This is a genomic window from Aureisphaera sp. (assembly GCF_059726885.1).
On sequence record NZ_AP041051.1, the window covers coordinates 292,905 to 306,577 of the forward strand.

Here is a 13,673-nt window from a genome sequence, read left to right on the forward strand (position 1 = left end):
TACCATGGAATGTAAGAATTGTTCATCTGTACTTAATTCTACACATAATTATTGTGAAAAATGTGGTGCGAAAGTTATTCGAAATAGGCTTACCATAAAGAATATTTGGGAAGACTTTCAAGAGCAATTCCTTAATTACGACAATAGGTTTTTAAAAACCTATCTTTCGATGTTTCGAAAACCTCACGAGGTGATCGGATCCTATATTAACGGTACCCGTAAGAAGTATGTGAACGTTTTAAGCTATTACGCCATAGCCCTTACCTTTACCGGGATTCAATTATTTGTGATTCGTAAATTCTACCCAGAATCCATGGATTTGAATTTTGTCCCGACTACCCAGCCCCAGGAGGTGGCTAACATAGATTGGGCCTTCGATTATTATAGTTTTTTGGCCTTAATTAACCTTCCGCTTTATGCGCTTCTTGCAAAGCTCACCTATACGGGATTGAAGAAATTCAATTATACAGAACATCTGGTAGTCATGTCATATGCAGCGGCCCAGTTTGCCATTACCAATTTTATTATTCTGACCGCCAGTGTAGCTTTGGGAGGAAACTATTTTATAGTTGGTAACGCAATGAATTTATTGCTCATGATCTATGTAGGCTACATTTATAAAAAACTGTACCCATTATCCCTCGGAAAAATAATTCTTAGAACTCTTCTTTTCTTTGGTGTTTTGCTAGGCCTTATGATTGTTGCCGGAATCATACAGTTCGCATATCTATACTTCTCTGGTGGTCTGGAAGAAATGATTCAAGCGGAAAAAGAAAAAAGAGGCGTTAGCTATATCGTTTCCTCTATCATAAACTGGACTTCATAGAGGTTTTTATAAAAGCCATTATCTTTTTTCAACAACTCTTTGTGCGTACCTTTTTCAACAATTTTACCAGCATCCATCACCAAAATCTGGTCCGCTTTTTTGATCGTTGCCAATCTATGGGCAATCACAATAGACGTTCTTCCCTGGGTGATTTTGTCGGTGGCATTTTGTATTAACTCTTCCGAATAGGTGTCTACTGAGGAGGTGGCCTCATCTAGGACCAGCACACTGGGTTTGCTCACATAGGCCCGTAAAAAGGCGATGAGTTGACGCTGCCCCGATGACAACATACTTCCCCTTTCTTTTACATTGTATTGATATCCTTCTGGCAGGGAAGAGATAAACTTATGAACCCCAATCTCCTTAGCTGCCGCAATAACTTCTTCTTCCGAAATAGATGGGTCCCCTAAAGTGATATTGTTGAAAATGGTATCTGCAAACAAAAAGACATCTTGCAATACGACTGCGATATGGCTTCTTAAGGACTGTAAAGTATACTCTTTTATAGAAATACCATCTATGCAAATTTCACCATCGTTGATTTCATAAAACCGTGATAGTAAATTGATGATGGTGGACTTTCCAGCGCCTGTAGCACCCACAAGTGCTATGGTCTGTCCAGGAGCAACCGAAAACGAAATCCCCTTAATGACCTCCTCCTTTTCATTATATCCAAAATGAACCTTCTTGAAATCTATAAATCCATTTACCTGATTCAATTCAATTGTACCCTCATCTGTAATATGCGATTTGGTATCAAGAACTTCGAATACCCTATTGGCAGCCACCATTCCCATCTGCAACGTATTGAATTTATCGGCAATTTGTCGCAATGGGCGAAACAACATCTGGGTAAGGGTAATAAAAATAGTTATCTGACCCAAAGTAATGTCTCCGGGACCGGCAAGATCCTCCGTTACGGCCCTAAGCCCTCCATACCAAACCAATAGACCTATGGCAAGTGAGCCGGACATTTCGGCAATAGGGAAGAAAATCGAGTTATACCAAACCGTTTTTATCCATGCCTTTCTATGCTTGGTATTGATTTCTTTGAACTCTCTGTATTCTTTCGCCTCCCTAGCAAACACCTGTACGATTTTCATACCTGTAATTCGCTCTTGCACAAACGAATTGAGATTGGCCACTTGGGTTCTCACTTCCTCGAAAGCACCCTTCATTGCTCGCTGAAACACTCGTGTTGCATATACTATGAAAGGCAAGATTGAAAACACGATCAAGGCCAATTGCCAACTCTCGTAAAGCATAAATGCGGCAACTGCTAGCATTTTCAGGAGATCGCTTACAATCATAAAGAGTCCTTGACTAAAAATACTGGATATGGTTTCAATATCATTTACCGCTCTGGTGGTTAACCTTCCTACCGCGCTTTTATCGTAATACTTCATTTTGAAACTCAGCATTAATTTGAAGAGCTTCACCCGAATGTCCTTAATCACATTTTGTCCCAACCAATTGGCAAAGTAGATGAAAGCAAACTGAAACAACACCTCGGCTATAAGAATGGCCAACATAATGGTTACCAATTGAACCATTAGGGTATAATTATATTTTAGGATGGCGTCATCTATCACCCTTTTCAGAATAGCCGGGCTCAATATTGCCAATCCTGCCATCGTAATGGCGGCAAATGCAGTAAAATAAAAAGTAAGACGGTACTTACGGGTATATCCCATAAGTCGTTTAAACAATTTAAAATCGAACGCTTTACCTTTCGCGTCTGCCATAATTCATTTTATAATTTGATATCTTCAGGATAGATCACTTTTGTGAGGTATAAACCATGTGCTGGCGCCGAAGCCCCTGCTCTTCCCCGATCCTTACTTTTAATTACTTCGTGTACATCATCCAAGGTCATTTTTCCATAACCCACTTCCAACAGTGTCCCCACAATAGCACGAACCATATTCCTGAGAAAACGATCGGCGCTAATGGTAAAAACCATCTGGTTTTCTGTTTCTTTCCAAGAAGCCGATTTAATATCACAATGATACGTTTTTACATCGGTTTTTGTTCGCGAAAAGCATTGAAAATCTTGATAGTCCAATAGAATATGTGCCGCCTCGTTCATAAGATCCATGTCAGGTTTCCTCTGAACGAAATAAGCAAATTCCTGCTTAAACGGATCTTTTTGGAAAACCAGTACATATTCATATTCCCTTTCAACAGCCTGAAATCGTGCATGGGCATCTTCCTTTACCGGAAATATATCCTGAACGGCTATATCCTTGGGAAGAAACGAATTGATTCGAAATTTCAACTCTGTAAGGTCTGCAATCTTTTCGGCATCAAAATGTGCAAAGATCTGCTTAGCGTGTACCCCTGTATCGGTCCTTCCTGCCCCTGTTACTTTTGTTTCCGTTCTCAGTAAAGTCGATATAGCCTTTTCAAGCACTTCCTGCACACTAATGGCATCTGGTTGGATTTGCCATCCGTGATAGTTCTTTCCGTTATATGATAATTGAATAAAATACCGCAAGCGAATGCTTTTCAAAATTTCAGTAAAAATACAAAATACACCTTCCGCAAAAAGGTTAATCCTTTCTTAATAAATTACATTTGTAAGAGCATTACAAGACCGCATGACTAAAATTCTCCTACTAAGCGACACACATAGCTATATTGATGACACAATCATAAAATATGCCTCTGAAGCCGACGAGATCTGGCATGCTGGGGATATTGGGGATCTAAGGGTTACCGACACTTTAAAAAGGTTGAAACCCCTAAGGGCAGTGTATGGCAATATCGATGATGCCCAAGCCCGTACCGAATTTCCTTTGGACAATCGCTTTATGTGTGAACAAGTTGATGTATGGATAACACATATCGGCGGGTACCCAGGAAGGTACGATCAAAGAATTCGAGAAGGAATCAGGGAACATCCGCCTCGGTTATTCATCACGGGGCATTCGCATATCCTTAAAGTAATGCCCGATCCCAAACTGAAATTGGTGCATATGAATCCCGGAGCCATAGGAAAGCATGGCTTTCATAAAGTGAGGACCATGTTGCGCTTCGAAATTGATGGAAAGGAAATCAAAAACTTGGAAGTGATCGAATTTAAAAGATAAAACCCCCTAAGCTGGCATACTTCGGGGGTTTCGCACTAATAATACTAAGCTATAGTTTTAGCGTAAACGATCTACAGATTTTACGAGATCCTCGTCCCTTTTAATGGCCTTATTGGCCAGCACTAAAAAAACGATAGAAATGATGGGAAGTAGCATCCCAATACCCTTCTCGGAAACCAAGGTTTCTCCGGATATGGTTAGAGATCGATATACGAAAACTCCCAGTAATACAAAGTTTAATATGATAGACAAACGGTTCAGCACAAACTGCAACTGCCGCTTTTTAAAGTTTAAAATGGAAACAATACACAACAAAACAACCGCGCCCATAAGCCCCAATATAATGGGATCTTCTTTAGACAATATCGCATTGCCTGCCTCATCCTGAAGCGCGGGAAACCATACATACAACGCCCCAATTATAAGGGCTGCAATAACAATATATATAGTCTGTATACGCTGTAACATTGTTTTTTAAAGTAACGAGGGCAAAAATAAGGTTTCTTTTGAATAAATTAACTACAAGTTTTAAATTATTGTTGTATACTTGCATCAACAGTTCGTAACCATTTCAATAGAGGTTACTTAGTCTTCGACTTATTTTCAACTAATTTACCTACATCGACAGATATTCTTTATCTCAATTAATTTATTATCATTTTTAAATGTTCGAAATTTCAGAATTAAAAGCAAAAAAGCTGCCCGAGCTTCAGGAGCTTGCAAAAACCTTGAGCGTCCCTAAATATCGAAGCTTGAAAAAGTTAGATTTGGTATATCAAATTCTTGATTACCAAGCAGCCAATCCTTCGGCTGTAAAGGCAGTAGTAGCTGTGGAAGAAAAACCCGCAGCGCCACAACAAGAAAGAAAACAACCTCAGCAAGAGAGAAAACAATCACACCAAAAGAACGAGCCTAAAGAACGAAGGGCTCGCAGTCCTAGGAATGATAATCGCAATCAGCGAAATCAGAAAAACCAACAAAATCAGCAGAACAAGCAGGACAATGCTCCCAAAAAGCATGCTGAAGAAGGAAAGCACCAGGACAACGGTGAAGCAAAAGAAAACATTGCTGAACAAAAGCCGAAACAACAACCAAAAGGCAATCAGCAAAAACAGCACAAGCCACAAAACAATAAAGGAGGAAGTGACAAAAACGGGAACAAAGATACCCGTAATCGTTACCGTGAGCCTGACTTCGAATTCGATGGAATAATCGAAAGCGAAGGAGTATTGGATATCATGCAGGATGGATATGGGTTTTTGAGGTCCAGTGATTACAATTACCTGTCATCCCCGGATGATATTTATGTATCGCAATCTCAAATTCGCTTGTTCGGTCTTAAAACTGGTGATACAGTATTAGGAGAGGTACGACCTCCTAAAGAAGGCGAAAAGTATTTCCCTCTTATCAAGGTGAACAAAATAAATGGACTATCCCCCAATGTGGTTAGGGATCGCGTTTCTTTTGAGCACTTAACTCCGTTGTTCCCGGAAGAGAGATTTAGAATAGCGGATCGTCAAGGCAATGTATCTACACGTATTATCGATTTGTTCTCTCCTATCGGAAAAGGGCAAAGGGGAATGATTGTGGCACAGCCTAAAACAGGTAAAACCATGCTATTGAAAGATATAGCGAATGGTATTGCTGCCAATCACCCAGAAGTATATCAAATCATATTGCTTATCGATGAACGACCTGAAGAGGTTACCGATATGCAACGAAATGTAAGCGGTGAAGTAGTTGCTTCTACTTTTGACAAAGAAGCTTCTGAACACGTGCGTATTGCAAACTTGGTAATTGAAAAAGCAAAACGTTTGGTAGAGTGTGGACACGACGTAGTGATCCTACTGGATTCCATAACACGTTTGGCACGTGCTTACAATACCGTTCAACCAGCTAGTGGAAAGATATTAAGTGGTGGTGTAGATGCAAATGCATTACATAAGCCAAAACGTTTCTTTGGTGCCGCAAGGAATATTGAAAACGGAGGTTCGTTAAGCATCATTGCCACGGCACTTACCGAAACAGGATCCAAGATGGACGAGGTAATCTTTGAAGAATTCAAGGGAACTGGAAACATGGAACTACAATTGGATAGAAAGATCTCTAACCGTCGTATTTTCCCTGCTATCGATCTTACATCTTCAAGTACAAGAAGGGACGACCTATTATTGGATGAAAATACCATTCAGAGAATGTGGGTAATGCGCAAGTACTTGGCCGACATGAACCCTGTAGAAGCTATGGAGTTCATTAACGATCGTATCAAGCGAACTCGTAATAACGAAGAATTCTTGATTTCCATGAACGGATAAATAGAAAGATTTACATTATAGAAAAAGCCTCGCAATGCGAGGCTTTTTTCATTTAACTTAAAAATTTATCTACCGTTTAACTATCCTTTTGCTTAACATGCCTTCGGAAGTTCTAATGGAAAGTATATATACTCCCTTACTCAATTGGGAAACATCTACTTTATCTTCATTCAATACAGCACCAGTATTTCTCCCTAGCATATCCAAAACAGATACCTCTTCTATTACTATTCCCGCAAGCCCAGTTACGGTTAACTCATCGGCTACTGGGTTGGGATATATTCTAACATAATGTTCATCATTATCTTCAAGACCTAGTACCGGAACCCCTTCAATAGACATAATGCCTAACTCTACATTCAATGGTGTTGTTTCGCCAATAAAAGTAGCAGCTCCCGTAGTTTTGTCTACCGAATGAATAGCGCCCACACCTCCGCCTTGATATCCAGCCATGTATAAGGTATTGGTAACAGGATCGATTGCCGCCTCTTGGGCAAAAGAAATATCGAAGCCCAATGGGCCGATTAGTTCGGTGTTTCCTGTTTCCAGATCGACAGAATAAAATGAATCGTCTACCACATCTGCCGCAAAGGCATTTCCATCGTTATCTATTTCAATCCAAATCACCACATTTCCATTGGTATTGAATTGACCAATAGGCTCTGCGGTACCGTTAATATGGTCTACCCTAAATAGGACATCTCCAGTAGCCGCATACATGGTAGAGGTTGTAAAATCGAAAGTAAGTCCAGAAGGTATATCAGCTCCCATATATGTACTCATATCCCCAATAATCGTAATGGAACCATCATTTGTATCAATAGTTACCAAGTCCTTTACATTAGTAGAACCCGTTATTGGGTCAGGTTCTGTAGTTAGGGCATACAATGTTCCAGTATTGTCGAAATCTCCGGCAAAACAGCTTGCAGACAAGGGCTCCACAATGATATCGATCTCATCAAAAGGAGCTTCACCGTCTAGCGTACCGAACACAAGACTCCCCGTAGACCTTATGTTATGTACATAAAACGTATGATCCAGAAAACTCTCAATGGACCCGTCTTGTGAAAGTCCCTTTTGCCGTTCCTGCTCGAAGTAATTGGACAGCAATTTTCTTTCTTCTGCACTAAAAAATTTATGAAACACATAGGCTTCACTGAGTGCCGTTTTGGACAAGTCGTCATAGCGTTGTAAGCAATTTTCCAAATTCACCTCCTGTCCGTATCCTCGAAAGGTCAAGCAAATAAGAAAAAGAAAAGACAAACAAATAGTATTTTTTTTCATACCAATATATTTTACGGTTATCATGAAGAGCTGCTTTAGCTCTTCAATTCCATAAAACTACTGGTTCCAAGGCATCTAGAAAATAGGGACTGTATAGATGTACTCATAAAATTCATAAATGCGATTGATGGGTTCAAATACGGAAAAAAAAAAGCCCATTGAATTTCAATGGGCTTTTCTTTTTCATAACAATTTTTACTTCTTCACCACCTTCCGACTTGACTTTCCTTGGGTCGTTTCAACAACTAGTATGTATATCCCTTGGGCCAAAACAGATACATCCATTGTTCCATTGGCATAGGGTATTCCCATATCACTTCCCAATACGTTATACAATTTTGCTTGTGTTATTTCAATTCCGTTGTTCGATTCCAATCGCAATTCGTTCTGCACAGGATTTGGATATACCGAAATTTTCTTGGCAAAAAGATCGTCTACCCCTAATGTTGGAGGAGGAACGGAAAACCCACCAAGTTCGACATTAATAGGGTCCGTTTGACCTATAAAAGAGGCCAAACCTGTATCGGTATTCACACTATAAATTCCTCCGGTACCTCCACCGAAATAGGCTGCCATAAACAGCTCGTTGTTTTCATGATCGTAGCTCACATCCTGAGCAAAGTTAATATCGATATCTAAGGGTCCTACAGCTGTCGCCGATCCTGTAGTGAGGTTCACTGAATAAAATTGATCATTACTCGCATCTGCCATCCAAGCATTTCCGTCATTATCTATTTCCAGCCAAATTCCAACATTGGTCCCAGTACCCGTCCCGATAGCAGTTAGCAAACCTGTAAGAAGGTTTAGGGAATACAACTGAGTGCCATTTCCATTTGTAGAAAGGAGATACATGATTCCATCGTTAAAATTATAACTCAATCCTGTCGGAGAATGTCCGGTAGAAAATCCTACAACAGTATCTATTACGGAAAAGTTTCCGGTCAGGGGATCTATAGTAACCAAAGTCGCTACATCTCCATCTGTATCGTAATCTATGGCGTAAAGCGTATCATTTGCATCAAAATCGTCGGCAAAAATATTTAACCCATTCTCATTAAGAACATTAAAGGTATCATATGGTGGCGTCCCCGGCAAGGTTCCAAAAGAATCTGCATCACCACGAATGTTCTGTGCATAGAACTGAAAGGGGATGGAAGAATTTCTGTTGGCAGTTGGAACTTCCCTATTCTCCAGCAAATGGGCTAACAGCAATTGTTGCTCTTGAAAGGTAAAATTCTCATTTAGAACATGGTCGAAACTTAGGGGCGAATTCTTAAGTGTTTCATAGCGTGCCAAAATGTTTTCCAATTGCGCATCGTTCTGGGCAATAGTGAAAGCGGAAAACATGAAAATCGTTATAAGGGTAATTATCTTTTTCATAATTGGCTTTTTTGAAAGGTTTAACCAAAGATAGAAAAATCACTTTTGAATTACCGTAAATCCAAATCCCGCTACTCCAAAAACATAAATGAAGACATCCTTAAACTTAAATCTCCATCGCTTCCAATATTTTCAAGACTTACATATCTTTGGAAAAAGCCTATTCCCATGAAAAAAATTTTCCTGCTCCTTATATCCACATTCGTTTTATCGAACTGTGGATCTAAAGAAGAAGCTTCAGATTTCGACTTCATAACCCAATTCGAAAAGAGCGATGGAACTGAAACAGCTACTTACGAAGAGGTAATTTCCTTCTACCAAAATCTGGCCGATGTGCACACCAGTGTCGCCATGTATAAAATGGGGCCTACAGATAGTGGAGAGCCATTGCATTTGGTAACCTTTAATCCAAATAGGACATTCGAATCAGAATTTTCGGATGACAAGCGGGAAAACATTCTTCTTATAAACAATGGGATCCATCCGGGCGAAAGCGACGGGATAGATGCGTCCATGTTACTTATCAGGGATTTTGCGGAAGGAAAAATAAAAGCTCCAGAAAATACAATCATAGCGGTTATTCCCGTATATAATATTGGCGGTGCATTGAATAGAAATACGGGCACCCGCACCAATCAGAATGGCCCCAAGGAATATGGTTTTCGGGGTAATGCAAGAAATTATGACCTCAACAGGGATTTTATAAAAGCTGACACGAAAAACGCGAGCTCCTTTGCTCAAATCTTTCATGCGCTAGACCCCGATTTGTTCATTGACAACCATGTAAGCAATGGAGCCGACTATCAATACACCCTAACACATTTATTTACGCAGCACAATAAATTAGGTGGCCCGCTTGGCAATTATCTGCATACTAGCTTTATGCCTCAATTAGAAGATTCGTTAACCGTAAAAAAATGGGATATTACACCCTATGTGAATGTTTGGGGTACTACTCCAGAAAGTGGGTTTTCCCAGTTTATGGATTCTCCAAGATATTCTACTGGTTATACTACTCTATTCAATACGTTGGGAATGATGGTCGAAACCCATATGCTGAAACCTTACAAAGACCGCGTAGAAGGAACCTACGAGCTCATGAAAAGTTTTATCGCCATTGCAGACAATGAAGCCGATGTAATCAAGGAACTAAGGAAAAATGCCATGACAAGGCATAAAGTGGGTAATGAATACCCCCTTTCCTGGAAAGTGGACAGTAGCCAAACCACTACCCTTTCCTTTAAGGGTTATGAGGGCGAAATGGTCCCGAGTAATGTCACTGGATCTGACCGGTTAAAATATGATGCCAACCAACCCTTTGTTAAGGATATAACCTATTACAACTATTTCACACCTATCACCACTACTACAATTCCCGAAAAATATATTATCCCCAAAGGATATTGGAACGTAATGGAGCAACTAAAGAACAATAACATAGACTACGATAGGGTTCGAAAAGATACTAGTTATATGGTCCAGGTATATCATATAGCAGATTACCAATCCCGAAGAAGTCCTTATGAAGGGCATTACCAACATTATAATACTACAGTACGCATATCCACAGAGGAAATGAAAGTTGCCAAAGGTGACTATATCGTAAAAACGCAACAACCTGGTGTGCGCTACCTGTTGGAAACCCTAGAGCCCACAGCACCTGATTCTTTTTTTAATTGGAATTATTTCGATACCGTCCTTCAACAAAAGGAAGGATTCTCTCCCTATGTATGGGAAGATAAGGCTGAGGCATTCTTGCAGGAAAACCCAGAGGTTAAAGCTGAATTTGAAGCCAAAAAGGCCAGCGATGAAAAATTTGCAGCCAATTGGTTCGCCCAATTAGATTGGATTCATAAAAAATCCAATCATTACGAAAAATCACATCTGCGATATCCGATCGTTCGGGTGGGTGGTTAGGTATTCGTTAGGGAATAATAATTTGATGTTTTCATAAGAATTCTGTAAGGCTTTTTGGGTTTTCTCGAAGTTCTTCCACTTCACCTTTTTAATACCCTCGTTCTTCTGTGGTGTCAATTCCCCATCGTATTCCGTATACATTTCATACCAATAGGTTGCCTTTAGCTTAAACTTGCCGTTTCGTTTAAACACATGATACGTTTTCTGAAGGAACCGCTTCACCTCTAAGTCTTTCACGCCTGTCTCTTCCTCCACTTCCCTTTTGGCAGCATCTTCATAACGCTCTCCTTTATCTAAGTGCCCTTTGGGCAAATCCCACCTTTCATTTCGATAAATGAAGAGAATTTCTTTTTTGCCATTATACACCAATCCTCCACCGGCTTCTACAAGGGGAAGTTTTTTACGTAAGAATTTTTCAATCTTTTCCTCATTTTTGTGATAAAGATTCACATAAACAAGCTTTCCGTTATTGATCTTTTTAATGATCTTCTTAAAACGTGCTAACTTAAGGGGAATGGCTGTGTATTGCTTTCCAATATTTTTCTGAGTAGACAGAATAATCGGAACGTCTTTCACAAAAACTTTATACATTTGCACAATGGTTCTAGATAAGGAAACTGCTCAGAAAACAGCCGAATTACTTCTGCAAATTAATGCAATAAAATTGCAACCGCAAAACCCATTTACATGGGCCTCTGGTTGGAAGTCTCCCATTTATTGCGACAACCGAATAACCCTGTCATATCCGCCCATTCGGAACTATTTACGGGAGCATTTGGCAAATCAGATAGAAGAGTTATACGGCAAACCCGATGTGATAGCCGGTGTAGCCACAGGTGCTATTGGCATTGGTATGTTGGTAGCCGATTATATGAATCTCCCTTTTTGTTACGTTCGCCCAGAACCGAAAAAACACGGAAGAAAAAACCAAATTGAGGGTAATCTGCAGGAACACCAAACAGTAGTAGTGGTCGAAGACCTTATTAGTACGGGTAAGAGCAGCCTATTGGCCGTAGAAGCGCTTCGGGAAGCCAAAGCACAAGTAAAAGGCATGTTGGCCATCTTCTCCTACGGATTCGATGTTTCTACCGAAAACTTTGAAGAAGCGAACCTATCCCTGAATACCTTGAGCAATTATGATAATTTACTGGAGCAAGCCGAAAAAGCCCAGTATATCACTGCTCAAGAAGCTGCCACGTTGGCGAATTGGAGAAAAGATCCTGCCAACTGGAAATAGGCACACTATTTGTCGTACACCGATAAACAAAAAACCTTTATGGAAATTAATAGTAAAAAAGTAAGCGTTCAGAAATCTGCGCAAGAATTGTGTGATTACTTGAGCGACGTTAAAAATTTTGAAAACTTGATGCCCGATAATATTACCAAGTTTGAGGTTATCAGGGAAGACGCTTTTGTATTTGCATTAAGTGGAATGCCCGAAATCGCATTGGAAATAAAAGAGGTAACCGCCCCTACTAAAGTTGTTTTAGGTGCTATAAGCGACAAAATTCCATTTACCTTAACTGGGAATATTTCTGAGGTTTCTGAATCTACCTCGGAAGCCGAACTAAAATTTGAAGGAAACTTCAACCCTATGATGGCAATGATGGTTAAAGGACCTATCACCAAATTTTTGGAAACTCTATCCACGAAAATGGGTGATCTTAGTTAAGTAGCTTAATTTTCTTGAGGCGATACGTCTTCACTGTGCCGTCTTCAATCTCCAAACGTAACTCGCCGTTACCGTCAACACCCCTTATGATTCCGTTGAATGGTTCATTCCCATCGGAAAAGACAGACACTTGGCCTTTCCGATACAATGATTCTTCGTACATTTTAAATAAGTGGAAATGATCCGCATAGAAATGGTTTAGGTCAAAAACGATTTCCTCTGCGATGGTAGAAAAAACCTCTTCTACATCGAACGAATTTCCGGCAATGAGTGACATGGAAGTCGCATTTGGAAGCCCTACAAATGAACTATTCATTACATTTAGACCTATTCCAACAACAGAACCTTTTATTTGGTTACCCATCAATTGGTTTTCTACCAAAATTCCACATAGTTTTTTGTCACCTGCCATAATGTCGTTAGGCCATTTTACGGTCAAATTGGGTATGCCAAATTGTTCCAGGCAATTCAAAAGCGTTAAGGAGACCTGAACGGTAATGGCAAATTGATGATCTACAAGGATCCCATCAAACCTCTTAAACACACTAAACGCAAGGCTTTTTCCACGTTCAAACTGCCAAGAAGAACCCATTTGGCCACGTCCCTTTGTTTGGTCTTCCGTTAGCACAACCGTACCATCTTCTAGGTGCGTTTCCTTGCTCAGTCCTTTTAAGTAATCATTGGTAGAGCCAATGGCATTAAGTTTGATTATATTCACCTAAATTAATATTGTGTTAATGTTGCCTTTGAAATCGGCAGCAAGAAACAAAAAAGTAATAAATTTGTTGGATTAAAACGATTGAATGGCAAAAAAAGAAGTTAGTACAGACCTACTTGTAACTCAAATAATTAAAGGAATTGAAGAGATAAAGGGACAGGACATACAAATCCTAGACCTAAGGGAAATAGAAAATACAGTATGCGATTATTTTATTATCTGTACCGGTACTTCGAATACACAAGTGAATGCCATTGTAAATTCCATTCAGAAAACCGTTAGCAAATCCCTTAAAGAAAAACCTTGGCACATTGAAGGAAGTGACAATGCAGAATGGGTATTGATGGATTTCGTACATGTCGTGGTACATGTATTCCAAAGGCACATCAGAGAATTTTACGATATTGAAGGCCTCTGGGGAGATGCCAAAACGGTTACTATAGAAACTACTTATTAAAATTAGAAAAAC

At 39.8% G+C, this 13,673-nt stretch carries 14 protein-coding genes; 7 read left to right on the plus strand and 7 right to left on the minus strand.

The genetic code is table 11. The annotated features are described in order from the left end of the window. Positions 1–4: 4 nt before the first annotated feature. Positions 5–826: a DUF3667 domain-containing protein gene (locus AC6JAD_RS01450; protein WP_461304257.1), complete on the plus strand. Its 822-nt coding sequence runs from the start codon at positions 5–7 to the stop codon at positions 824–826. On the opposite strand, the gene AC6JAD_RS01455 is transcribed toward AC6JAD_RS01450, so the two are convergent. Beyond that, positions 790–2,571 carry an ABC transporter ATP-binding protein gene (locus tag AC6JAD_RS01455; protein ID WP_461304258.1) on the minus strand — a complete coding sequence of 594 codons (1,782 nt, stop codon included), beginning with the start codon at positions 2,569–2,571 and terminating at the stop codon, positions 790–792. The genes AC6JAD_RS01450 and AC6JAD_RS01455 overlap by 37 nt on opposite strands. Positions 2,572–2,579: 8 nt before the next feature. Next, complete coding sequence (gene truA / locus AC6JAD_RS01460; RefSeq protein WP_461304259.1) at positions 2,580–3,338, minus strand: tRNA pseudouridine(38-40) synthase TruA; 759 nt, start codon at positions 3,336–3,338, stop codon at positions 2,580–2,582. Between the two features lie 88 nt (positions 3,339–3,426). On the opposite strand from truA, the gene AC6JAD_RS01465 reads away from it, so the two are divergent. Further along, the gene (locus AC6JAD_RS01465; RefSeq protein ID WP_461304260.1) at positions 3,427–3,918 is read left to right on the plus strand and encodes a metallophosphoesterase family protein; all 492 of its coding nucleotides are present in this window, start codon (positions 3,427–3,429) and stop codon (positions 3,916–3,918) included. A 57-nt stretch (positions 3,919–3,975) separates the two neighbouring features. Here AC6JAD_RS01465 and AC6JAD_RS01470 read toward each other — a convergent pair whose 3' ends face one another. Continuing rightward, on the minus strand, positions 3,976–4,386 hold the full coding sequence (locus AC6JAD_RS01470; protein WP_461304261.1) for a DUF4293 domain-containing protein: 411 nt from the start codon (positions 4,384–4,386) through the stop codon (positions 3,976–3,978). Between the two features lie 197 nt (positions 4,387–4,583). Between AC6JAD_RS01470 and rho the strand changes: the two genes are divergently transcribed. Further along, positions 4,584–6,233 carry a transcription termination factor Rho gene (gene rho, locus AC6JAD_RS01475; protein WP_461304262.1) on the plus strand — a complete coding sequence of 550 codons (1,650 nt, stop codon included), beginning with the start codon at positions 4,584–4,586 and terminating at the stop codon, positions 6,231–6,233. A gap of 69 nt (positions 6,234–6,302) precedes the next feature. Here the strand turns inward: rho and AC6JAD_RS01480 are convergent, their stop codons facing one another. Together AC6JAD_RS01480 and AC6JAD_RS01485 are read right to left on the minus strand one after the other, a co-directional pair. Next, on the minus strand, positions 6,303–7,517 hold the full coding sequence (locus AC6JAD_RS01480; RefSeq protein ID WP_461304263.1) for a T9SS type A sorting domain-containing protein: 1,215 nt from the start codon (positions 7,515–7,517) through the stop codon (positions 6,303–6,305). 195 nt (positions 7,518–7,712) lie between these two features. Then, entirely contained in the window at positions 7,713–8,897 is a 1,185-nt protein-coding gene (locus AC6JAD_RS01485) for a T9SS type A sorting domain-containing protein (RefSeq protein WP_461304264.1), read from the minus strand. A gap of 168 nt (positions 8,898–9,065) precedes the next feature. Between AC6JAD_RS01485 and AC6JAD_RS01490 the strand changes: the two genes are divergently transcribed. Then, positions 9,066–10,814, plus strand: coding sequence for a M14 family metallopeptidase (locus tag AC6JAD_RS01490; RefSeq protein WP_461304265.1), 1,749 nt, complete (start codon positions 9,066–9,068; stop codon positions 10,812–10,814). Here AC6JAD_RS01490 and AC6JAD_RS01495 read toward each other — a convergent pair. Continuing rightward, the gene (locus tag AC6JAD_RS01495; RefSeq protein ID WP_461304266.1) at positions 10,776–11,405 is read right to left on the minus strand and encodes an NUDIX hydrolase; all 630 of its coding nucleotides are present in this window, start codon (positions 11,403–11,405) and stop codon (positions 10,776–10,778) included. The genes AC6JAD_RS01490 and AC6JAD_RS01495 overlap by 39 nt on opposite strands. 7 nt (positions 11,406–11,412) lie before the next feature. Here AC6JAD_RS01495 and pyrE point away from each other — a divergent pair, with 7 nt between their 5' ends. Beyond that, positions 11,413–12,051: an orotate phosphoribosyltransferase gene (gene pyrE, locus AC6JAD_RS01500; RefSeq protein WP_461304267.1), complete on the plus strand. Its 639-nt coding sequence runs from the start codon at positions 11,413–11,415 to the stop codon at positions 12,049–12,051. Between the two features lie 39 nt (positions 12,052–12,090). Beyond that, on the plus strand, positions 12,091–12,486 hold the full coding sequence (locus tag AC6JAD_RS01505; protein ID WP_461304268.1) for an SRPBCC family protein: 396 nt from the start codon (positions 12,091–12,093) through the stop codon (positions 12,484–12,486). On the opposite strand, the gene AC6JAD_RS01510 is transcribed toward AC6JAD_RS01505, so the two are convergent. After that, positions 12,479–13,204, minus strand: coding sequence for a biotin--[acetyl-CoA-carboxylase] ligase (locus AC6JAD_RS01510; protein WP_461304269.1), 726 nt, complete (start codon positions 13,202–13,204; stop codon positions 12,479–12,481). The genes AC6JAD_RS01505 and AC6JAD_RS01510 overlap by 8 nt on opposite strands. Positions 13,205–13,289: 85 nt before the next feature. On the opposite strand from AC6JAD_RS01510, the gene rsfS reads away from it, so the two are divergent. Next, positions 13,290–13,661: a ribosome silencing factor gene (gene rsfS / locus AC6JAD_RS01515; RefSeq protein WP_461304270.1), complete on the plus strand. Its 372-nt coding sequence runs from the start codon at positions 13,290–13,292 to the stop codon at positions 13,659–13,661. Positions 13,662–13,673 lie beyond the last annotated feature (12 nt).

Excerpts from the sequence above, each read along its gene's own strand:
- pyrE (WP_461304267.1), top strand. The coding sequence starts at position 11,413 with ATGGTTCTAGATAAGGAAACTGCTCAGAAAACAGCCGAATTACTTCTG.
- AC6JAD_RS01450 (WP_461304257.1), top strand. The coding sequence starts at position 5 with ATGGAATGTAAGAATTGTTCATCTGTACTTAATTCTACACATAATTAT.
- rsfS (WP_461304270.1), top strand. The coding sequence starts at position 13,290 with ATGGCAAAAAAAGAAGTTAGTACAGACCTACTTGTAACTCAAATAATT.
- AC6JAD_RS01485 (WP_461304264.1), bottom strand. The coding sequence starts at position 8,897 with ATGAAAAAGATAATTACCCTTATAACGATTTTCATGTTTTCCGCTTTC.
- AC6JAD_RS01505 (WP_461304268.1), top strand. The coding sequence starts at position 12,091 with ATGGAAATTAATAGTAAAAAAGTAAGCGTTCAGAAATCTGCGCAAGAA.
- rho (WP_461304262.1), top strand. The coding sequence starts at position 4,584 with ATGTTCGAAATTTCAGAATTAAAAGCAAAAAAGCTGCCCGAGCTTCAG.
- AC6JAD_RS01455 (WP_461304258.1), bottom strand. The coding sequence starts at position 2,571 with ATGGCAGACGCGAAAGGTAAAGCGTTCGATTTTAAATTGTTTAAACGA.
- AC6JAD_RS01480 (WP_461304263.1), bottom strand. The coding sequence starts at position 7,517 with ATGAAAAAAAATACTATTTGTTTGTCTTTTCTTTTTCTTATTTGCTTG.
- AC6JAD_RS01495 (WP_461304266.1), bottom strand. The coding sequence starts at position 11,405 with ATGTATAAAGTTTTTGTGAAAGACGTTCCGATTATTCTGTCTACTCAG.
- AC6JAD_RS01490 (WP_461304265.1), top strand. The coding sequence starts at position 9,066 with ATGAAAAAAATTTTCCTGCTCCTTATATCCACATTCGTTTTATCGAAC.
- AC6JAD_RS01465 (WP_461304260.1), top strand. The coding sequence starts at position 3,427 with ATGACTAAAATTCTCCTACTAAGCGACACACATAGCTATATTGATGAC.
- AC6JAD_RS01470 (WP_461304261.1), bottom strand. The coding sequence starts at position 4,386 with ATGTTACAGCGTATACAGACTATATATATTGTTATTGCAGCCCTTATA.